The organism is Paenibacillus rhizolycopersici, from assembly GCF_014947195.2.
In the GTDB taxonomy this organism is placed as follows: Bacteria; Bacillota; Bacilli; order Paenibacillales; family Paenibacillaceae; genus Fontibacillus; species Fontibacillus rhizolycopersici.
In genome coordinates, this window is record NZ_JADCNN020000019.1 from 66,559 (window position 1) to 88,269 (window position 21,711).

Consider the following 21,711-nt stretch of genomic DNA (forward strand, 5'->3'; position numbering starts at 1 on the left):
GAGACGGTTGGACTCGCAGGAGAGTCACGCCGCTCAAAGGAGGGCAAACCTTATCATGAGCAGAAACATTGCGGTGGTCGGCGGGGGGATTTCCGGGTTGAGCGCGGCTTATTACGCCCGGAAGTGGCTTCGCGAACGGGGGATCGACGCCGGAATAACGATTATAGAGCAAACGGACCGGCTAGGCGGGAACATTCGCACCTTGCGTCGGGACGGTTTTACGATAGAGCAAGGCCCCGATTCATTCATCGCGCGGAAAACCGTTGTTTTGGAGTTGACGAAGGAATTGGGTTTAGAGCATTTGCTGGTGGGAACGAATCCGCTAGCCAAAAAGAACTACATTGTGCATCATGGCCGCTTTCACCCGATGCCGCCAGGGCTGATGCTCGGTATTCCTACGCAAATGTGGCCATTGGTGAAGACCGGCCTGCTGTCGCCGGCCGGCAAGCTGCGCGCCGCGTTAGACCTCGTGCTACCAGCCAGACGCGGCGGCGGGGATGAATCGCTTGGCGGCTTCATTCATCGACGGTTGGGGCGTGAAGTGCTGGAGAACCTGACCGAGCCGCTGCTAGCTGGCATCTATGCCGGGGATACGGCGGAGCTTAGCCTGGAAGCAACGTTCCCCCAGTTTATGGAGATGGAGCGTAAACATCGTAGTTTGATTCTCGGTCTCTTGGCGAGCAAAAAACAACCTTCCCCCAAGCCGCGAGAGGAAATGCCTAAGGGGGGGCATAACAGCATGTTTTTGACGCTGGAGGGCGGATTGAACGTGCTTACTTACGGTTTAGCCGCTGCGCTTCAAGGCGAGCAGGTCATAACGGGACAAGCGGTAGACGGGATGAGTAAGAAAGCGGGACGCTACGAATTGGAGCTATCTGGGGGCGAACGTTTGGAGGCGGACGCCGTCATCCTGGCAACCCCGGCCTATGCCTCGGCCCGGCTACTTCAGGATCAGGTTCGAACAGCGGCCTATTTGGAAAAGATCCGTTACGTCTCGGTCGCGAATCTGGCTTTTGCCTACCGGCGACAAGAGATCCAGCATGATTTGGACGGTTCCGGCGTGTTGATTCCGCGCGGGGAAGGGCGGATGGTTACGGCAATTACGTGGACGTCCTCCAAGTGGCTGCACACGGCACCGGAAGGACGCGTGCTGCTCCGTGCGTATATCGGCCGCTTGGGAGACCAGGCCTGGACGAAGCTGCCGGAGACGGAGATCCGTCGACGCGTGGCTGCTGAACTTAAGGATCTGATGGGGATCGAAGCCGAACCGCTCTTTTGCGAAATGTCGGCTTTGCCGGAGTCGATGCCGCAGTACCCGGTTGGTCATGTGGAGCATCTGAAGGAGCTTCGTGCCGAATTGGAGCAGGTGATGCCCGGCGTTATGGTGTGCGGAGCGGGGTATGGCGGAGTGGGGATCCCCGATTGCATTCGTCAAGGGAAGGAAGCGGCGGAAGCGGCGTTAACTTGGTTGGGAGATGAATCGAAATGCAACTGATTCAGCATAAAGATTATAACGTGAATCCCTTTATCGTCATTTGGGAATTGACGAGAGCCTGTGCGCTGAAATGTCTGCACTGCCGGGCGGAAGCTCAATATCACCCCGATCCCAGACAGCTGACCTTCGAAGAAGGCAAGAAGCTTATCGACGAAATCGCGGAAATGGACGATCCGCTTTTTGTATTTACGGGGGGAGACCCGCTCATGCGACCGGATTTGTTTGACCTGGCGCGGTATGCGATCCATGAGAAGGGATTGCCCGTTTCCATGACCCCAAGTGCCACGCCGAGGGTTACCTTCTCCGCCGTAAGCAAAGCCAAGGAGGTTGGTCTTTCTCGCTGGGCGTTTAGCCTAGACGGCTCGACGGCGGAGATCCATGACCATTTCCGCGGCACACCGGGTTCATTCGAGATGACGACCAGAGGGATCGGTTATTTACAACAGCTGGAGATTCCGATTCAGATCAACACGACGGTGTCCCGTTATAACCTGAACGATCTGCCGCGAATCGCGGAAACGGTCAAAGGGATGGGGGCGGTGCTCTGGAGCGTGTTCTTCCTTGTACCAACGGGGCGGGGAATGACGAAAGACATGATTACACCGGAAGAGCATGAGCAGGTGATGATTTGGCTGGCGGACCTGCAACGGGAGATGCCTTACGGCATTAAAGCGACGGAAGCGCCCCATTACCGCCGGGTATTCATGCAGCAGCAGAGGCGAATCGCCGCTTCCGTAGAGGGGGTCTCGGCAACGCCCAAACGAAAGGATGTACTCGGCCGATCGCCTAAAGGCGTAAACGACGGAGACGGATTCGTATTTATCAGCCATATTGGCGAGGTGTATCCGAGTGGTTTTCTGCCGGTGAATTGCGGAAGTGTCCGAGACACTTCGTTGGTGGAAATCTATCGAAATTCGCCGATTTTGCAGCAGTTAAGAAATAAATCCTTGCTTAAGGGCAAGTGCGGAGCCTGCGAATTCAAGGAGCTATGCGGCGGCTCCAGGGCAAGGGCCTATGCGGTTACCGGCGATTATTTGGAAAGCGATCCGTACTGCTCCTATATTCCTCGGGGCTACAACAGTCACGATCAACCGTGAGCAAATTCACGCAATGCAAAAAGGAGGCCGATCGGCCTCCTTTTCATTCTTGTAAATCCAACGGATGGGCATTAGGATGGAAGAGGTTCAAATGTCACTTTCCAATGATCCTCAGCCAATTGCTCGGAAGCATGGCTGTAGCCCTTACCTTCAAGCACCTTTAGAAGCGGGACGGGATTCATGGTGGCGTGCAGAACGAAAGTCTCGCCCTTTTCCAGCTTCCCGACCGTGTCCATGATCACACTGAACGGTTCCTCGCCTCGGCGAAGAAACGGGCGAACGTCGAGTTCAACAATGCGGTCTGCCATTTACACATTCACCTCCACGTCGGTCCGTTCGGTTGCAAACGCTTGGCACAGCCGTGCCGCACCGCTAAGTCCCTTCATGCCGCCGTAAAGAGTATAGAAGAACGAGTCCGGCGCATCCAGCGAGAAGGACAAATACTGCTTCGGATCGATCCCTAACATTTTTTCAAACAAGGTGGCGGTGTCATAGGCGTAGAAACAGAAATACGTGTATTGAAATTCCGGCATTTTCTCGGCGATCGTGAGGATCTCACCCGCGTACCGCTCGAGATTGCTCTCCGCTTCCTGAATCATGCGCAAGGCATCCTCCAGTTCCACGGCGATTTGGATCGTCTTGTCATCGATAACCGTAATCGTAGCCATAGGGCATTCCCCCTGCTTTAATTTTTGCCGATTTTCACCTGGAACATCTCGGGCCCTTGCTCAATGTACTCCCAAGTAAAACCGCCGGGATGCATCGCTTCGAACTGAAAACGGAGCGGCACCGGGTCATGGTCGTTGATCAGCAGCATGGCTTCCCCCGGCTCCAAGGAATTGTAAGCGGCAAAAATCGTCTTATGCTTGAGCTGCGGCGGATATTCGGTAGCGTTGACAGTAGCTTTGAATTGACTCATGTGAAGTCCTCCTAAAGTTAAAAATTTAACGATTCGACCTCATTATATCAACGGGAAGCAGAATGATTGTGATATCAGTCACAAGTCAATTGCCGGTGAAAATTTCTGTTTGGATTTGTCCGGAAGACGCCATGGTTCCAGTGATTCCTGTCACTGGGATGCTTAGGCCTACTGATTATAATGTCCGTAATTTAGGCTTTACACGAAGATGAAGGAGGAACCAATGACGTGCGAATCCGAGATTATATTCCCAATCAGCACGGAGCCTGGGCGATGCTGGTCGTTCCGTTTCTGTTCGGGATGCTCGCCTCTACCCCCGGGGCGATTCACGGACTGTTGTTTGTTTGCTGGCTTCTGATCTATTTGCTGATGTTTCCCCTGTTGCAGTGGATTCGGACGGGAAAAGCGGCCCGCTTCCGCAAACCGGTGCTGTTCTATGGTGCGCTGTTAGTCCCTGCGGCGGCCGCTTTGGTTCTGTTCCGTCCCATCGTTCTGCTAATGGCGTTCCTCTTCGTTCCGCTGTTTGCAATCAATGCCCTCTATGCCAAGCGAAAGCGAGAACGCGCTTTGCTAAACGATATTGCCGCTATCGTGCAATTCAGCCTGATGGTATTTATCTCCTACAAACTTGGAGGAGGGACCGATCTCCGGCTGGCTATGGAATTGTTCCTGATCAGCACGGCGTACTTCATCGGAACCGCCTTTTATGTAAAAACGATTATCCGCGAACGGAATAACAAGCGATTCTATTCCTATTCCGTAGCCTATCATCTGGTCCTGGCGCTTCTGGCGCTCTGGCTTCTGTCTCCGGCATTGGGGCTGGCTGCAGTGGTATTGCTGGCACGGGCGGTCTGGTTCCCGCGGACAGGAATCACCGCGAAACCGTCCGGTATGCTGGAAATTGTCTATTCTGTTATCGTTCTTGCCGCCGTCTGGATGACCTACGCTTGAAGGTGTATAATGAATACAGAATAGTACAGATTCGGGCAGGGGGGTATAACAGTTGGAGGGACCGGAGGAAAGCGTCACAAAACACGAACAGCTGCTCCAGCATATCGAAGGACTGAAGATCGGGACGAAAATATCCGTACGCAAGCTGGCCAAAACGCTGAGCGTCAGCGAAGGCACCGCTTACCGGGCGGTAAAGGAAGCGGAGAACCTGGGGATCGTCATTACGAAGGAGCGGATCGGCACCGTTCGCGTAGAGAAGAAGCCGCGGAACATCTCCGACCAGTTAACCTTTGGCGACGTGGTGGACATCGTGGAGGGCCATGTACTCGGCGGTGGGGAAGGCTTGGACAAAACGCTGAACAAATACGTCATCGGTGCGATGAAAATCGATGCCATGGCCAGATACATCGACGCCGGCAGCCTGTTGATTATCGGGAACCGCGACAATGCCCATTCGCTGGCCCTGGAGCAAGGCGCCGGCGTGCTGATCACCGGGGGCTTCGGGACGAGCCGCGAGGTCAAGGCATTGGCGGACAAGCTGTCTTTGCCGATCATTTCATCGCGTCATGATACGTTTACCGTCGCTTCCATGATTAACCGCGCGTTGTTTGACCGCTTGATCAAGAAGAAAATCATGCTCGTGGAAGACATCGTCAGCCGCAAGCCGCGGGTGAATATGTTGAAGGCGACGAGCAACATTTCCGATTTCGACCAGTTGTCATTGGAGACGGGAAATCAGCATTTTCCGGTCGTGGATGAATGGAATCGGGTCATCGGGATCGTCAGCCGAAAGAATGTCGAGGAGCTTAGCGGCGACCAGTCCATCGAGAAATGTATGACTCGCCATCCGATTACCGTCGGCCTGCAGACATCGCTGGCTTCCGCCGCGCAAATCATGGTATGGGAAGGAATCGATTTCTTGCCCGTTGTCGACCGCAATCGGAAGCTGGTCTCGTCGGTGACGCGTCGTGAGGTGCTGCAGGCCATGCGGGACGTGCGCAATCAGCCGCAGCTAGGCGAAACGTTTGAGCATTTGATGTGGAATGGGTTTGCCGAGGAGCGGGACGAAGAGGGGAAGTTATTTTTCCGCGGAATGATTACGCCGCAGATGTCCACCGATTTGGGGACGATTTCGCACGGGGTTCTGACTTCGCTAATGACCCAGGCGGGGCTTCGCGCGGCCAAGGACACCAGCGGCGGCGACTTTGTCGTCGACAATATCACCACCTATTTCGTGCGTCCGGTGCAAATTGAAAACCCGATAGTCATCACTCCTGTGCTGCTGGAGATGAGCCGCCGGGCTTGTAAGCTGGAGATCATGTTGACGTATCAGGACTCCCTCATCTCCAAGGCGGTCATGACGTTGCAGTCGATCGACCACGCGTGAGGTTGGGATAGGTAAGCGACAGGGGACGGGGATAGCTAACGGCGGAGCGGCCGAGGTTATCCCTGTTTCTGCCTTGCATACAAGCCGTGGTTGCGGATGCCGGCAAAAATGTTGAATGCCCCCAGCACCATAAACACGGCGCCGATGACAACCCGCAGCGTCGAACCGCTAAACATGAACATTTGAATGAGGGCCAGAATGATCAGCATCACGCCCATAAAGATGTTCATTTTGGCGGCCGCCATCCCCCGCGTTTGCGGATCGAGCGAACGCCGCGACTTGAAGCTGAAGAAGACCGAGCCCACGCAGCAGATGATCAGGATAGCGTAAAGAACGTATTGGATGGTTTGGATCATTGATTCAACTAGCTCCTTTATAAACATAATGTTAGGGGGATAGCCTCCCCGCAGGATTGTGTTCGAAAAATCATATATATTCGCGCTCAAAAGCCAAAATATCGATATTCTATATGAAATTTCATATAGAATTGGTCTTTTTAACAATTTTGGCCCATTTCTATATGAAAAATCATATAAAATGGTGAATCCGCTTCGTGATCAAAATCCTTTTTTAATTACCGGTTCAATCAAATTTAAAAAAAGGATTTTCAGCACCGAGAAGGTTGGATGAAGCTAGGGATTGAGCAGCGGAGCGTAGGAGAAGCCTACGTGAGCAGCGGAAAGCCCGGGTGAATTCAAGATTCGACGCCGAACCCGCTCCATGCATCCGCTTCGTGATCAAAATTCTTTTTTTTAATTACCTCTATTTTAGCATGATTTGCTAGAGACGAATATAGGGCCTCATATCCACCCAAACCTGCAACACCCCATCGCTCACCAACATCGTTTTGATCTGAATACTATACTCCTTATCGCGCACGACATAGATTTTGCGGTTCAACAGCGTTCGAGCCATTTTGGCATCGGAGTCGATATCGAAAATATTGCGGCCCCGCAGCACCTCCAACTCGTTATGAAGCTGCTCGGCCACCTCTTTAACCGCGAGCGAATCGAGCGGGGGATCTCGTTCCTCCACGCGAACCTTAATCTCTTTGATGACGGTCGAGCGGTTGTTGTATTTTTTTAATGTCCGGATATCCTCTTCTGCCTGATGCAGTTGGATCGTGAGATCCTTGTTCTGGATCCAAAGCAAATTGTAGCTTGTCTGATAGATCACGTTGTAGACGATGCTGCCCATGACCATGCCGAGGATAAACACAGCGGTAAACTGCATAAACCTGCGAAAGCCCGTAAGCTTCGGCTGTTTCGCCTCTTCGGTCATCCCCGGCCTCCCCCGCACATCCAACGCACCAGCTCCGAACCCATATGCGCACCGAGAAAGGCAAACAGCAGGTACAAGATTTGTTTGATGGCCGGAGACAGGTTCCCGTCAAAAAAATTGCTCTCGATGACCCGCATCGGGTCGATCGTGCCGCCTACGGCAGCGGCGAGCGCCCATATTTTAATGCGGTCGGCGATGTCCAGCATCGTGTGCGTTGGCGGCTGGAGTGAAACGACGGCACCGATGCCGCCCACCATGGCGCCCCCCACCACGATCCCGAAGGCGATAAAGAAATCCATCACCGCTTTGGTCAAAAACGTACTCATGCGCGTTTGCCCCTTTCCGAGGTTTGTCCGGTCTTTCTACCAGTCTATGGGCGAGGCCTAGCCATGTATGATAAAATATTCAATAAAGGTAGTGTTAAAGTCGACTTTTGATCGCGAAGCAGTTCAGGGAGCGAATGCGACATCGAATCTTGAATTCAACCTTCTCGGCGCTGAAAAGCCGACGGTTGAACCTGATTAAGCTTTGTGAAATTAATCCGAAAGGAAGGGATCGCATGGACAGCTTTGTTCATTTGCACGTACATAGTGAATACAGCTTGCTGGACGGGGCCGCCCGGCTCGAGGACCTCGTTGCCAAGGCTGCGGCCTCCGGCATGAAGGCGCTGGCGCTGACGGATCACGGGGTCATGTACGGCGCGGTTCCTTTTTATAAATTGTGTAAAAAGCACGGCATCAAGCCGATCATCGGCTGCGAGGTGTATTTTACGGCAGGCTCGCGCAAGGAACGGGGAAGCCGGCAGGACCAGCCGATTCATCACTTGATTTTGCTGGCCAAAAATGAGACGGGGTACCGCAACTTGATGAGGCTCAGCTCCATTGGTCACCTTGAGGGCTTCCATTACAAGCCGCGAATCGACTGGGACGCGCTCGAACGGCATCGTGAAGGCCTGGTCTGTCTTAGTGCCTGTTTAGGCGGAGAGGTCCCTTTCCATCTGCTGAGAGGCCATTATGAGGAAGCGAAAAAAGCCGCACTACGGTATCAGGCGGCGTTTGGCGAGGATTTTTACCTGGAGCTTCAGGACCATGGCATCCCCGAGCAGAAGAAAGTGAATCCGCAACTCGTCCAATTGGCCGGGGAAATCGGGGCGCAGCTTGTGGTCACCAATGACGCACATTACTTGAGCCAACAGGACGCAGAGGTGCAGGACGTGCTCATTTGCGTGGGTACGGGTAAAACGGTGGATGACGAAGACCGGCTTAAAATGCATACCAATCAGCTTTATCTGAAAACTGCCGCGGAAATGGCCTTGCTGTTTCCTCATTTGCCGGAGGCGTATGCCAATACGGCGAAAATTGCCGATTCCTGCGAGTTGGAGCTGGAGTTTGACCGGCATATTTTACCGGCATACCGTCCGATTCCGGAGGGACAAACCGCGGGAAGTTACCTGGCGGAGTTGTGTGAGCAAGGATTGGTTGAACGTTATGGTCAACTGGACATTTGGCAAGATCCGGCAGAGCGGGAGAAGCTGGAACAGCGGCTGCGTTACGAGCTGGAGACGATTGCCAATATGGGCTTCTCCGATTATTTCTTGATCGTATGGGATTTTATCGCGTTTGCTCACCGTAATGGGATCGCGACCGGACCGGGCCGGGGATCCTCCGCGGGCAGCTTGGTCGCTTACGTGCTGCGAATCACCGATGTGGATCCGATCAAATACAAACTGTTTTTCGAACGGTTCTTGAACCCGGAGCGGGTGACGATGCCGGATATCGATATCGACTTCAGCGATGAGCGGCGGGATGAGGTCATTGCATATGTGGTCGAAAAATACGGGGCAGAGCATGTCGCCCAGATTATTACCTTCGGGACGATGGCGGCTCGCGCAGCGGTCCGCGACGTGGGGCGGGCGCTGAATGTGCCTTTTGGTGAAGTGGATAAAGTGGCGAAGCTGATTCCGGGACACCTAGGGATGACCATTGAACGTGCACTGAAGGAAAGCCCGGACCTGAAAGCAATGTATGACGGGTCCGAGCGGGTCAAGGAGCTGCTGGATATGGCGAAAAAAGTGGAAGGCATGCCGCGGCACGCCTCGACTCACGCCGCCGGTGTTGTGATTTCGCGAGACCCGTTGACCGATGCCGTCCCGCTGCAGGCGGGCAGCGAGCGTACCGCACTAACGCAATACTCCATGGAGAACCTGGAAGCGATCGGCCTGCTTAAAATGGATTTTCTGGGGCTGCGCACCTTGTCCATTATCGAGCGTTGCATGAACTGGGTCCAGGAGCAGGCGGGCAGCGCACCCGATTTCCGGCTTGTTCCGGACGACGATCCGGCAACGTACGAGATGCTGGGCCGCGGAGAGACGACCGGCGTGTTCCAGCTGGAGTCCACGGGCATGCGGCGGGTGCTGAAGGAGCTCAAGCCGTCGGCATTCGAGGACATCATTTCCGTCAATGCGCTGTACCGTCCGGGTCCCATGGAGTTCATCCCCAAATTCATCGCCAGTAAGCATGGGCAGATCGGCGTGGAATATCCGCACCGGGATCTTGAGCCGATCCTGAAAGATACGTACGGTATCATCGTGTACCAGGAGCAAATCATGCAGATCGCTTCCAAAATGGCGGGCTTTTCGCTGGGTGAAGCCGATTTGCTGCGTCGGGCGGTGTCCAAGAAAAAACGCGAGGTGCTCGACGAGCAGCGAAGCCATTTCGTCGTCGGCAGCGAGGCGCAGGGCTATAGTGAAGCCGAGGCGAACGCGGTATACGACATGATCGTCCGCTTTGCCGACTACGGCTTTCCCCGCGCCCATGCGGCTGCTTATGGCGTGCTGGCCTTCCAAACAGCGTACCTCAAGTCGCACTACCCGGTGCAGTTTATGGCGTCGATGCTGACCGCCGTGACCGGCAGCCATCGGAAGGTAGCGGAATACATTGTGGAATGCCGTCGGATGGGCATCGTCGTGCTTCCGCCGGACGTGAACGAGAGCAATGTGCTGTTTACGCCGCAGGCGGGGGCAAGCGTTGGATCTGCTGAGGTCGTAGAGGTCGGCGGCGGTTCGCAGGACGGTGCCGCCAAACCGGGGCAGGAGGCGCCGAGCCTCGGCGTGATCCGCTTTGGCCTGGCCGCGATCAAAAACGTCGGGACCCAGGCGATCGAAAGTATTTTGAAAGAACGGAAAGAGCGTCCGTTCGACAGCTTGCTCGATTTTTGCCGGCGGGTGGATTTGCGGACCTGCAATAAGCGGGTGATCGAGTCGCTGATTCAAGGCGGGGCGTTTGATGCCTTGCCGGGTCATCGCGCGCAATTGCTGGCGATGCTGGACGAGACGGTCGAAGCGGCGCTGAAATGGCGGAAAGAACGGGATGATTTGCAGATTCAACTGTTTGATTTCGTAGAGTCGCCCAATTGGGATATCGAATATCCGGACGTGCCGAAGTTTACGGCCGGACAGCAGCTGGACCTGGAGCGTGAGCTGCTGGGGCTGTATTTGTCCGGCCATCCGCTGGATGATTTCGACGCGCTTCTGGAAGGAGACGGCGTGGAACGGCTAATGGACTTGGCCGAAGCGCCTGATGAGTCCCGCGCGGTCGTGGCGGGGATGGTCGTGTCCGTGAAGACGATCACGACCAAGCAGGGCAAAGCGATGGCGTTCATGGAGCTGGAAGACCAGATCGAACGCTGCGAGGTCGTGTTGTTCCCAGAAGTGTGGCGGCGCTCGGCCGCCCACGTCAGTAAAGGGGCTTTGCTCGCGCTGCGCGGCGTCGTCCAGCAGCAGGACGAAGGCTTCAAGCTGCTGGCCGACGAGGTGGCACCGCTGAGCGAGCAAAGCCTGGCCCAGCTGCGCCGCGGCTTGGCGCGCGGGCGCGGGGCAGGCGCCGCCGCTGCCGGTGGCAAAGGCGGCGCACGCGGTGCGGCCGCGGCGGCGCCGCCATCCGCGCCTGCGCCGGGCGCGCGGCGCGAGCAGGAGAAGACGCCGGCGCAGCGCGTCTTCATCAAGATCACGGCCGCGGCGGAGAACGCGCGCCTGCTCGAGCGGCTCAAGCTGCTGCTGGAGCAGCATCCCGGCCCGGTCGCGACGGTGCTCTTCTACGAAAGCACCGGTAAGCTGCTGGCCTTGACGGAGCGCTACAGCATCAAGCCTTCGCCCGCCTTGATCGATGAAATGGAGCGGATGCTTGGCTCCGACACGGTCAAGATTAGATGATTTGCTTTGCGCCATGCCTAACCGGTTCTGCACTTGTTGCAGGACCGGTTTTTTTATGGCTGTAACGGACTCCAGCGACGTTATTTCTTTGGATACGTCGGACTAGTCAAAATAACGGACCTGAGAGACGTTATTTCCCCGCAAACCGCCCGCTCTTTCCCGAATCGTGCCCAATAAGGGCTGTGGAGTCCGTTACGTTGGGAAATAACCGGGAAATAGCCAAATAGCGTCGCTACGGTCCGTTAGAGCTCGATGATCCACACGTTCGTTAGCGCTAGCGATCAGTACCATCCGTCAGCACCAGCGATCGGCCCCTTCCGCTAGCGCCAGCGACCAACACCTTCATTATCCACATATTCCTCCGCCAACAATTGTCGATCGGCCTACTTAAAAATGGCCCAGGGGATCACCGTATCCGGTTCCGGACAAGTTTGAACGAACATTTTCGAAGGATCGTGCATACACTTAGAAACACGAAAAACCAAGAACCGGGCAAGAACGCCCGAGAGCGGATTCCGGCAGCGCGTCAGGCATCGAGTCTAAACAGGCAGCGGCGTTGTACTCGGAATCAGGGGAGGAAGATGCGTATGTCTTATGAATTGGCGGAAGCGCAACTGCTGCGCCGCGGAGTGAAGCTGGAGGATATTGCTCAAATTGTTCATGCGCTGCAAACCGCGTATCATGATGATCTGACATTGGACCAATGTTTGGAGAGCGTGAAAGCCGTACTGCAAAAAAGAGAAGTCCAATATACTTTATTCACCGGGATTGCCCTCGACGAGCTGGCTGAGCAGAAGCAGCTTCCGGAACCGCTGCAAGCCATCATGGAGGCCGACGAGCCGCTCTACGGGGTGGATGAGACGATGGCGCTGGGCATTACGAGCGTGTTCGGGATGATCGGACTTACAAGCTTTGGTTATTTGGACAAGGTCAAACCGGAAATCATCGGGAAGTTGAATCATCGCGGGGATTCCATTCACGTCTTTCTCGACGACTTGGTTGCGGGTCTCGCGGCCGCCGCCTCCGCCCGAATTGCCCATAAGCACGAGCAAGCCGCTACCTACCCTCCTAGTTCCTCTTAAGCGAAAAAGAAAAAGAAAACAGCGCCCAGCCCCCACCGATAGGCCGCGCTCCTTCTACAAGAAGCGCCGGGCCCTGCGGCAATTCCCTGCACCGGGCCGCTTACGGCGCGGTTTTCCTTTTGTTGCGGGAAATTTGAAAATTATGTTATCATTACTCTATTATACGGGCTCAAAGATTAGGTTAGGGGGCTTTGAAAAGGGCATGTGGACTGTTATGTATATCGCGCCTACCGCGAAAGTTGCGGATATGATCAAGACGAAACTCACCGAAGAAGGCTTTCTCGTCCAAACACGTCCTGTTAATTTATCCAAACAGCAGTTTGAGATTCTGGTTCCTTCCGGGGAATTGGAAGAAGTGCAAGAAGTGTTGAATTCGATTTTGCATCCTTAGCAGGGGATTCGAGATTCCTAGTTGCAGATAAGGCCTGGAAGTGCGGGTTCATAGGGTCGACTGGGCTTTATAGACTTTTGGATCTGCCACGATAAATAAACGGCTGAAGAGGTGTAGTTGTGTTCAAAGATTTGTTTCAGAAGAAGAGGAAGTACGCGACCATTCCTTCCGGACGAACTGGCAGCGAAGAGGGCACGCCGCAGGCGGATCGTCCGAAACGCGAAATTCCGGAAGGTCTGATGAATAAATGCGGCCGTTGCGGCGCGATTCAGTACAGTAAAGAGCTGGAGAAGAATTATATGGTGTGCCCGGCTTGCGGACATCATATGCGCTTAAACGCGCTGGAGCGGATTCGCTATACCTTCGATGAAGGTAGCTTTACGGAATATGATGCGGATCTCGTTTCCGTGGATCCTTTAGAATTCCCGGGCTACGCCAGCAAGTTGGAGCAGCAAACCCTGAAGTCGGGTCTACGCGAAGCGGTCGTCACCGGCGAAGGGACAATTCAGGGCTTTCCTGCCGTGGTTGCCGTGATGAGCTTTGATTTTTTCTCTGGGAGCATGGGTTCGGTTGTCGGGGAGAAAATTACGCGAGCGATTGAAGCGGCTACGGAGAAACGCCTGCCGATGATCATTTTCTCAACATCGGGTGGAGCGCGGATGCAAGAGAGCATCCTCAGTTTGATGCAGATGGCCAAGACGAGCGCTGCGTTGGCTAGATTAAGCGAACATGGCGGACTATTCATCTCGGTCATTACGGACCCAACGACGGGCGGCGTATCGGCTAGCTTTGCCATGCTTGGCGACATTATTGTGGCCGAGCCCGGTGCCGTATTCGGATTTGCCGGAAGAATCGTCATTGAGCAGACGATCCGTCAGAAGCTTCCGGACGATTTCCAGACGGCCGAGTTCAACCTGCAACACGGTCAGCTCGATCTTGTCGTTCATCGGAAGGACATGAAGTCGACGCTGGCGAAGTTGCTAGATTTGCACGGCGTGAAGGGAGGAGCATAAATGGCAGGCGAATTGCCTTTTGAGACGCCTCTCGTGAAGCTGCGCGAGAAGATTTTGGAACTGGAGCAGTTTGGCAGCGAGAAGGGCATCGATTTTACGGAAGAAATTGCACGTCTGGAAGAGCGCTATCGGCAGCTGGAGGAAGAGATCTACAGCAACATCTCCCCTTCGCAAAAAATGCATCTGGCCCGGCATCATCAACGCCCGACGTCACTCGATATGATCGGCCTGATCTTTGAGGACTTCATTGAGCTCCACGGGGACCGGGTATTTGGCGACGATCTTGCCGTTGTTGGGGGATTGGCCAAGCTTGGCGGAATGCCGGTCACGGTGATCGGACAACAGCGGGGGAAGGATACGAAGGACAATATTGCCCGCTTCTTCGGCAGCGCGCATCCGGAAGGATTCCGCAAGGCGCTGCGGCTCATGCAGCAAGCGGACAAGTTCCGGCGCCCAATCATTACATTTATTGACACAAAAGGCGCTTATCCGGGAATTACGGCAGAGGAGCGCGGGCAATCGGAAGCGATCGCTCGCAATTTGCGGGATATGTCGATGCTGCGGGTTCCCGTGATTTGTGTGGTCATCGGTGAAGGCGGCAGTGGGGGGGCGCTTGCACTTGGCGTAGGTAACCGCGTGCTGATGCTGGAGAATGCGATTTACTCCGTCATTTCGCCGAACGGAGCGGCCTCCATTCTCTGGAAGGATGCTTCCAAGGCCGATCAGGCGGCGGAAGCGATGAAGATCACCGCTCAAGACCTGTTGGAGATGGGGGTGATCGAACAGATCGTTCCCGAGCCGCGCGGTGGAGCACACCGGGATTACGAATCGACCGCGGAAGCCATCAAAGAATCGCTGCTCCAACACCTGGAGGAACTATCCAACTTGCATCCGGATGAACTCGTGGAAGATCGATACCGGAAATTCCGCAAAATCGGCGAGTTTCAAGTGGCCAGCAAGACGGAAGCTCCGGCCGCATCGGAGAGCGTGGCTGAAGTTGCCGGCGTGATCGAGGATGAGGCTCCTGTGGATGCGTCTGGCGAATCGGCAGCTGCCTCTGAGGCCCATACCGCCGAGAAAAGTTAAGATCCAAAGCGATAACCTTACGGGTGGAACCTATGGGGACCTACGGCAAGGTTATTTTCGCTGTACTCAGGGAATAATGCAAATTTAGGCACCAAGATGAGATGCGTGAATCGAGTAACTTTGCATGCTTTGAAGGAATGTTCGTTACAATATGATAAACTTCCTATACAAATCGACAAAACTGTAGTAAATTTAGTTGTTGGAAAAGATTATATAGAGAGAACTATTTTAAACGGAGGAAACCCAAATGCGCAAAACAAAAATCGTATGTACTATCGGTCCTTCCAGTGAATCGTTAGAAAACATCAAGAAGCTGATTATGGCCGGAATGAACGTGTCTCGCCTGAACTTCTCCCACGGTGATTTTGAGGAGCATGGTAACCGGATCAAGACGATCCGTCAAGCGAGTGCAGAGCTGGGGAAATCTATCGCCATACTGTTGGACACCAAAGGTCCTGAAATCCGTACCGGTAAGCTGAAAGAAGAACCGATCGAGCTGGTACAGGACGAATTCCTAACCTTGACGACCGAAGAAATTCTCGGCGACAAGGAACGGATCTCCATTACGTACAAAGAACTTCCTGGAGACGTGGAAGTCGGTTCGACGATTCTGATTGACGACGGTCTGATTGGTTTGACGGTCGTCGAGATTCAAGGTACGGAAATCAAATGCCGTATCGTCAATGGCGGTACCATTAAGAGCAAAAAAGGCGTTAACGTTCCAGGCGTAAACATTTCCCTGCCAGGCATCACCGAGAAAGACGCTAACGACATCAAGTTCGGGATCGAGCAAGGCATCGATTTTATTGCCGCTTCCTTCGTTCGTAAAGCGAGCGACGTGCTTGAAATTCGTCAATTGCTGGAGAAACACAACGCAGCTCATATCCAAATCATTTCTAAAATCGAAAACCAACAAGGCGTTGACAACCTCGATGAAATCTTGGAAGTTTCCGACGGCCTGATGGTTGCCCGCGGTGACCTCGGTGTAGAAATTCCAGCGGAAGATGTGCCTCTCGTACAAAAACGTATGATCGAGAAATGTAACCGCGTAGGGAAACCGGTGATCACGGCGACGCAAATGCTTGATTCGATGCAACGCAACCCTAGACCTACTCGCGCCGAAGCAAGTGACGTGGCGAACGCCATCTTCGACGGTACCGATGCGATCATGTTGTCCGGCGAAACGGCTGCCGGGAAATATCCGGTGGAATCGGTATTGACGATGTCCCGCATCGCCGAGAAAGCGGAATCCGCTTTGGAATACCGTGAAATCTTCGTTAAACAAAGTAATGCACAACAAACGACGGTTACTGAAGCGATCAGCCAAGCGGTTGCCAACTCGGCATTGGAGCTGAATGCCAAAGCGATCATTACTTCGACGGAAACCGGTTATACGGCACGGATGGTCTCCAAATACCGTCCGAAAGCACCGATCATCGCCGTGACGACCGAAGATCAAACCTTGCGCCGTCTGGCCCTGAACTGGGGCGTAACGCCGGTGAAAGGCGATACGGCCAGCACGACGGACGAAATGTTCGATAAAGCGATGAAGGGCGGCCTAGATTCCGGACTCGTGAAGGAAGGCGACCTCGTCGTGATTACGGCTGGGGTACCACTCGGACGTTCCGGTTCGACCAACCTGGTGAAAATCGGGCAAATCCGCAAGTAGTCATAGGAATAAATAGATTGACTTATCGTCACAACAAAAGGCAATGGGGCCCGCTCGGGACCATTGCTTTTTTTGCCGCAAAACCATCATGCGATAGATTGGCGGGAAACCCGGAAAGGAGCGAATCGAGTGTACGTATGCGAAGTGGTGATTGAGCCGAAATATTCGGAATTCGATATGATGGGGATTATTTACCACGCCCATTACCTGGAATGGTTCGAGCTGGGGAGGCTGCAGTTGAGCCGAAATCTTGGCTTTGATTATGTCAAGATGGAGCAGGCCGGATATATTTCTCCCGTTCACGAAATGAAGGTAGAATACAAACGCGGAATCCGTTATGGGGAAACCGTGTTGCTCAAGACACGGGTCATCGAGAACAGCGGCGTCAAAACCGCTTATGGTTATGAGGTGTACAATGGGGAAGGCACGCTTTGCGTAGAAGGTTCTTCTTCCCACTATGTGGTTCGCCGCGAGAACTTCAAACCGGTTCAGTTCAAGAAGGTATTTCCGGAATGGTATGCGGCGCTGGAGGAAGCCCGAAAATCGTAAATTTTGATTATCCGGCGTGGAGGCGGTAAAATACAAGTACAGGAATGTGATAAAGGAGTCCTGATATGCGTAAATGGATAGCCGCTCTCATTGTGTTGATTCCGATCGTAGAATTTTGGGGGTATATGTACGTCGGCGAGAGGTTGGGTGTCGGTAAAACGATCTTTCTGACGCTGGCAACGTCCGTGCTCGGCGGGTTGATGATGCAATTTGAAGGGCGTAAAGTGTTGGCGGATGCCAAAGCCCAAATGAGCGGCGGACAAATTCCGGGGCGAATGGTCCTGGATGGATTATGCGTGTTTGCCGGCGGGATCCTGCTGCTGATCCCCGGCTTCATTACCGATCTCATCGGTTTTACGATGGTGTTCCCGCTAACGCGTGTGCTGTATCGGATCCCGCTCATGAAATGGGTCAGCAAGAAGATGAAAGACGGAACGATCACGTATTTCCGCCGTTAACGGATTTATTTTAGAAAGGCATCTCGTCTTGGAAGACGGGATGCCCTTTTTTTATCTCAAACGGCCGTGTACAATATAGTTTCGCAAATCACGGACGACACCGGCACGGACGGCGGCACCTAGAATGACCAACGTAACCGGGCCGATGATCAGTCCTAACACGCCAAACAGCTTGAGGCCGACGAACATCGCGATCAACGTGGGCAAGGGATCCAGTCCAACGCTACTGGCCAGTACCTTAGGTTCAATCAGTTGGCGGGCTAGCAGGATGACCCCGTACAACACGGAAAGTCCGATCCCCAGCGTGACGTCGCCCGTGGCGAAGGCATAAATCAGCCAAGGAATCATGATCGTTCCGACGCCTAGATAAGGTAATAAATCGACAAGTCCAATCAGCAGGGCGTAGGTAAAGGCGGAATCGACGCCCAAAATAAGTAAGCCGAGCAATACGATAAACGCGGTGATGGAAATCATGATGAATTGGGCGCGCAGATAACCTGAGAGAGCTCGCTGCAGGTCGCGCCAAATCGCGCCTACGGTTTTGCGAAACGGTGTAGGTATGGAGTTAGCCAAGAACCGCATATCGCGCTCCCAGTGGCTGCTGATAAAAAAGGTAGCCAATAGGATCACGCCGAGAATGACCCCTAAATTGGGGAGGGAGGAGAGCAAGGTGACGATCGTTTCCAGCACATTATTGACGAAATGAGAAACAAAGGATCCAACTCTTTCGGCGGTGTTGTCGATGTTTTTATGGATGGTATTTTCGTAACCGGGGTTATCGGCGATAAATCGGTTGATCTCGGTAATGATCGATTGGATGCCCTCGCTTTGCGTCCATGAAACAAACAGGTTTCTCCACTCGGCAATGCGCAAATCGAAGGATTCGGCCAAATGGATTAACTCTTTAACGAGGCGCGTTAGCGCCGCGGACACAATAATCCCTGCACTTCCAAAGTAAATGAGCAGCGAGAGCGTTACAGCCAGCCACTTTGGTACCCGTAGACTCTTTTGGAGCCACATGACAAACGGATGCATCGCATAGGAGATCAGCCAGGCGATCAAGAACGGATAAACCAGCGGGAGCAGCCAGTAGACGGCCAAGATGGAGCTGATGAGGACGACGCATATCCAGCTGCCGCGCAGCACGCGCTTGACGATCACGTGATCCATGTGGCATTTCCCCTTTTCCCAATACATGTCCTAGTTCTACTCTATTATTTGTCCGCCGCGAGTATTCCGCCTCAAACATCTTTCGAATAATGTGATATAATTCATTGCACAACTGCAATCGTTTACAAAATTTCTTTATTGTTGTGATAAAATCATTTAATGTACCCGGCAGTGCTGAAGCGGTTCCCATGTTTTCGGAAATCCAGTATGATGAAGAAGTAAGCAGTGGAGCAATATTTCTGCAATTATAGGCCCGGTATTGCATGACTTCGAAAATTTAAAACTTTCAATTTGAAAATGTTTTCAGGGGCTTGTTTGCTCACAAAATGTTAACAAAGGAGAGATGGTTCATGACAGCTACGAAAGGCCTGGAAGGCATTGTTGCGGCAACCTCTTCGATCAGCTCCATTCATGATGGCGTACTCGCCTATCGTGGTATTAATATCGATGATTTGGCGGAACGTGCGAGTTTTGAAGAAACGGCTTATTTGTTATGGTACGGCAAATTGCCCAATCAAGCTGAACTGGAACGCTTGCAGCGGCAATTAAGCGATTATGCCGCGGTTCCTGATGCGGTGCTGAAACAGATGAAGCTGTATCCGCAGACTGCCAACACGATGGCAGTGCTTCGTACTGCCGTATCGGCTCTTGCTTTGTATGATGAGAACGCCAATGACAACTCCCGAGAAAACAACCAATTGAAGGCGATTAAGCTCCAGACTCAAATTCCGACCCTGATTGCTGCGTTTGCCCGAATTCGGGAAGGCCAGGAACCGATCGCCCCGCTGAAGGACGTATCGATCGCGCACAACTTCTTGTATATGCTAACCGGCTTAGAACCGGATCCGATTGCGGTTCGTGCCTTGGATCAAGCGTTAGTTCTGCATGCTGACCATGAGCTGAACGCGTCGACGTTCTCGGCCCGCGTGACGATTGCGACGTTGTCCGATATCTACTCCGGGGTTACCTCGGCGATCGGCACCTTGAAGGGACCCCTTCACGGCGGTGCGAATGAAGCGGTGATGAATATGCTGGCTGAGATCGGCACGTTGGAGCAAGCGGAGCCCTACATTCAGAAGAAGCTGGCCGGCAAGGAGAAAATCATGGGCTTTGGTCACCGTGTTTACAAAAACGGCGATCCACGCGCGAAACATCTGCAGAATATGTCGCGTCAGTTGAGCATTCTTAAAGGCGACTCCACGTTGTATGATATTTCCGTTAAAGTGGAGCAACTTGTCACAGGTCAAAAAGGGCTGAAGCCCAACGTTGACTTCTATTCCGCTTCCGTCTACACGATGCTGGGCATTCCGCGCGACCTGTTTACACCGATTTTTGCGATCAGCCGGTTGTCCGGATGGACGGCGCATATTTTGGAACAGTTGGAAGATAACCGCTTGATTCGTCCGCGTGCGGAATATACGGGCGTCACCAATCAGAAATACGTTCCCATTGAATTAAGATAAACAGCCATGCGGGAGCTCCAAGGAACATTGTGGTAAAATGGAGACCGTGAGATGCAGCAAACAGACTGAAGGAGGAAACCGTTAAAATGTTGAAACTGGAAAAGTTCGATCTTCCTACTGAAGGCGAGAAAATTACGATTCAGGATGGGAAGCTTCAGGTGCCTAACCATCCTGTAATTCCTTTTATCGAAGGTGACGGTACGGGCCGCGATATTTGGAAAGCCTCGAAACGCGTATTGGATGCCGCCGTGGACAAAGCCTACGGCGGGGAAAAGAAAATTGCCTGGTACGAGGTGTTTGCCGGCGAGAAGGCCTTCAATACATACGGGGAATGGCTGCCAGCTGATACGCTGACCGCGATTCGCGAATATATTGTGGCCATCAAAGGACCATTGACTACGCCGATCGGCGGTGGCATCCGTTCGCTAAACGTAGCGCTCCGCCAGGAGTTAGACCTGTACGTCTGCCTTCGTCCAGTTCGTTATTTCGAAGGTGTGCCTTCTCCTGTTAAACGTCCGGAACTCGTGGATATGGTGATTTTCCGTGAGAATACCGAAGACATCTATGCCGGCATCGAGTATAAAGAAGGCTCCGAGGAAGTTAAGAAAGTCCTGGCATTCTTGCAAAATGAAATGGGCGTCAACAAAATTCGCTTCCCAGAAACATCCGGGATTGGCATTAAGCCGGTTTCAGAAGAAGGTTCGAAACGCCTCGTCCGCGCCGCGGTCGAATATGCGATCAAACATAGCCGTAAGAGCGTCACTTTAGTGCACAAGGGCAATATCATGAAGTTTACCGAAGGTGCTTTCAAGAACTGGGGTTATGAGGTCGCGGAAGCGGAATTCGGCGATAAAGTCTTCACATGGGCCGAATACGACCGGATCAAGGAACAATCCGGCGCTGACGCAGCAAACCAAGCACAAAAGGCGGCGGAAGCCGAAGGAAAAATCATCATCAAGGATGCGATTGCCGATATCGCACTGCAGCAAGTGTTGACGCGGCCAACGGATTTCGAAGTTATCGCTACGTTGAACTTGAACGGCGACTACCTGTCCGACGCTTTGGCAGCGCAAGTTGGCGGCATCGGTATTGCGCCGGGCGCCAACATCAACTACGTAACGGGGCATGCCATTTTCGAAGCAACGCATGGTACGGCGCCGAAGTACGCTGACCTTGACGTGGTAAATCCGGGCTCCGTTATCTTATCCGGCGTTATGATGCTGGAGCATCTGGGCTGGCAAGAAGCGGCGGACCTGATCTATAAGGGTCTGGAAACTTCAATCAACAATAAAACAGTCACTTACGACTTCGCCCGTTTGATGGATGGGGCAACGGAAGTGAAATGCTCCGAGTTTGCCGACCATGTCATCAAAAACATGTAATTAGCTAATTCTAACCTTTTGGATATGCAACCTCCGTTAACATTAACCCTCCCTAGCGTTCATAGGGAGGGTCTTTTTTGCCCGGCCCGAGTCTGTTCGGGGCGGGCG

General features: G+C 53.4%; 21 protein-coding genes. 14 read left to right on the plus strand and 7 right to left on the minus strand.

Translation table 11 applies throughout. The features are described from left to right. The first annotated feature begins 55 nt into the window (after positions 1-55). Both hemG and IM700_RS17865 read left to right on the plus strand, forming a co-directional pair. Complete coding sequence (gene hemG, locus IM700_RS17860) at positions 56-1,495, plus strand: protoporphyrinogen oxidase (RefSeq protein WP_193418194.1); 1,440 nt, start codon at positions 56-58, stop codon at positions 1,493-1,495. Continuing rightward, positions 1,486-2,592 carry a TIGR04053 family radical SAM/SPASM domain-containing protein gene (locus tag IM700_RS17865; RefSeq protein ID WP_193418192.1) on the plus strand — a complete coding sequence of 369 codons (1,107 nt, stop codon included), beginning with the start codon at positions 1,486-1,488 and terminating at the stop codon, positions 2,590-2,592. The genes hemG and IM700_RS17865 overlap by 10 nt, the downstream gene beginning before the upstream one ends. A 71-nt stretch (positions 2,593-2,663) precedes the next feature. Here IM700_RS17865 and IM700_RS17870 read toward each other — a convergent pair whose 3' ends face one another. From IM700_RS17870 to IM700_RS17880, 3 genes are read right to left on the minus strand one after another with little or no spacing between them, the layout of a single operon-like run. Beyond that, the gene (locus IM700_RS17870) at positions 2,664-2,900 is read right to left on the minus strand and encodes a DUF2249 domain-containing protein (protein WP_155607174.1); all 237 of its coding nucleotides are present in this window, start codon (positions 2,898-2,900) and stop codon (positions 2,664-2,666) included. Next, the gene (locus IM700_RS17875; RefSeq protein WP_155607175.1) at positions 2,901-3,260 is read right to left on the minus strand and encodes a hypothetical protein; all 360 of its coding nucleotides are present in this window, start codon (positions 3,258-3,260) and stop codon (positions 2,901-2,903) included. 17 nt (positions 3,261-3,277) lie between these two features. Continuing rightward, the gene (locus IM700_RS17880; protein WP_155607176.1) at positions 3,278-3,511 is read right to left on the minus strand and encodes a DUF2249 domain-containing protein; all 234 of its coding nucleotides are present in this window, start codon (positions 3,509-3,511) and stop codon (positions 3,278-3,280) included. 228 nt (positions 3,512-3,739) lie between these two features. Here IM700_RS17880 and IM700_RS17885 point away from each other — a divergent pair, with 228 nt between their 5' ends. Both IM700_RS17885 and IM700_RS17890 read left to right on the plus strand, forming a co-directional pair. Continuing rightward, positions 3,740-4,462, plus strand: coding sequence for a YwiC-like family protein (locus tag IM700_RS17885; protein WP_193418190.1), 723 nt, complete (start codon positions 3,740-3,742; stop codon positions 4,460-4,462). 52 nt (positions 4,463-4,514) lie between these two features. Continuing rightward, the gene (locus tag IM700_RS17890) at positions 4,515-5,849 is read left to right on the plus strand and encodes a DRTGG domain-containing protein (protein ID WP_155607177.1); all 1,335 of its coding nucleotides are present in this window, start codon (positions 4,515-4,517) and stop codon (positions 5,847-5,849) included. A gap of 56 nt (positions 5,850-5,905) precedes the next feature. Here IM700_RS17890 and IM700_RS17895 read toward each other — a convergent pair whose 3' ends face one another. From IM700_RS17895 to IM700_RS17905, 3 genes are all read right to left on the minus strand, one after another. Then, positions 5,906-6,205 (minus strand): YtpI family protein, encoded by a 300-nt coding sequence (locus tag IM700_RS17895; protein ID WP_155607178.1) that lies wholly within the window; start codon positions 6,203-6,205, stop codon positions 5,906-5,908. 424 nt (positions 6,206-6,629) lie between these two features. Next, positions 6,630-7,130, minus strand: coding sequence for a sporulation membrane protein YtrI (locus IM700_RS17900; RefSeq protein WP_155607179.1), 501 nt, complete (start codon positions 7,128-7,130; stop codon positions 6,630-6,632). Further along, positions 7,127-7,456 (minus strand): YtrH family sporulation protein, encoded by a 330-nt coding sequence (locus IM700_RS17905; protein WP_059046083.1) that lies wholly within the window; start codon positions 7,454-7,456, stop codon positions 7,127-7,129. The genes IM700_RS17900 and IM700_RS17905 overlap by 4 nt, the downstream gene beginning before the upstream one ends. Before the next feature lie 233 nt (positions 7,457-7,689). On the opposite strand from IM700_RS17905, the gene IM700_RS17910 reads away from it, so the two are divergent. From IM700_RS17910 to IM700_RS17945, 8 genes are all read left to right on the plus strand, one after another. After that, positions 7,690-11,340: a DNA polymerase III subunit alpha gene (locus IM700_RS17910; RefSeq protein WP_193418188.1), complete on the plus strand. Its 3,651-nt coding sequence runs from the start codon at positions 7,690-7,692 to the stop codon at positions 11,338-11,340. Positions 11,341-11,927: 587 nt separating this feature from the next. Further along, a complete protein-coding gene (locus IM700_RS17915; protein ID WP_155604943.1) occupies positions 11,928-12,422 on the plus strand; it encodes a phosphatidylglycerophosphatase A family protein in 495 nt (164 codons plus the stop codon). A gap of 202 nt (positions 12,423-12,624) precedes the next feature. Further along, positions 12,625-12,813 carry a hypothetical protein gene (locus tag IM700_RS17920; RefSeq protein WP_036624401.1) on the plus strand — a complete coding sequence of 63 codons (189 nt, stop codon included), beginning with the start codon at positions 12,625-12,627 and terminating at the stop codon, positions 12,811-12,813. A 119-nt stretch (positions 12,814-12,932) separates the two neighbouring features. Continuing rightward, on the plus strand, positions 12,933-13,826 hold the full coding sequence (accD, locus tag IM700_RS17925; RefSeq protein WP_193418186.1) for an acetyl-CoA carboxylase, carboxyltransferase subunit beta: 894 nt from the start codon (positions 12,933-12,935) through the stop codon (positions 13,824-13,826). Further along, entirely contained in the window at positions 13,827-14,912 is a 1,086-nt protein-coding gene (locus IM700_RS17930) for an acetyl-CoA carboxylase carboxyltransferase subunit alpha (RefSeq protein ID WP_193418184.1), read from the plus strand. A 247-nt stretch (positions 14,913-15,159) separates the two neighbouring features. Then, positions 15,160-16,581 (plus strand): pyruvate kinase, encoded by a 1,422-nt coding sequence (pyk, locus tag IM700_RS17935; protein ID WP_155604945.1) that lies wholly within the window; start codon positions 15,160-15,162, stop codon positions 16,579-16,581. Positions 16,582-16,710: 129 nt separating this feature from the next. Beyond that, positions 16,711-17,130: an acyl-CoA thioesterase gene (locus IM700_RS17940; protein ID WP_193418182.1), complete on the plus strand. Its 420-nt coding sequence runs from the start codon at positions 16,711-16,713 to the stop codon at positions 17,128-17,130. A gap of 65 nt (positions 17,131-17,195) precedes the next feature. Beyond that, positions 17,196-17,588: an FxsA family protein gene (locus IM700_RS17945; RefSeq protein ID WP_155604946.1), complete on the plus strand. Its 393-nt coding sequence runs from the start codon at positions 17,196-17,198 to the stop codon at positions 17,586-17,588. 51 nt (positions 17,589-17,639) lie between these two features. Here the strand turns inward: IM700_RS17945 and ytvI are convergent, their stop codons facing one another. Further along, positions 17,640-18,758 (minus strand): sporulation integral membrane protein YtvI, encoded by a 1,119-nt coding sequence (gene ytvI / locus IM700_RS17950; RefSeq protein WP_193418180.1) that lies wholly within the window; start codon positions 18,756-18,758, stop codon positions 17,640-17,642. A 350-nt stretch (positions 18,759-19,108) separates the two neighbouring features. Here ytvI and citZ point away from each other — a divergent pair, with 350 nt between their 5' ends. Beyond that, positions 19,109-20,221 carry a citrate synthase gene (citZ, locus tag IM700_RS17955; RefSeq protein WP_155604948.1) on the plus strand — a complete coding sequence of 371 codons (1,113 nt, stop codon included), beginning with the start codon at positions 19,109-19,111 and terminating at the stop codon, positions 20,219-20,221. An 86-nt stretch (positions 20,222-20,307) separates the two neighbouring features. After that, on the plus strand, positions 20,308-21,603 hold the full coding sequence (gene icd / locus IM700_RS17960) for an NADP-dependent isocitrate dehydrogenase (protein ID WP_155604949.1): 1,296 nt from the start codon (positions 20,308-20,310) through the stop codon (positions 21,601-21,603). The last annotated feature ends 108 nt before the right edge of the window (positions 21,604-21,711 follow it).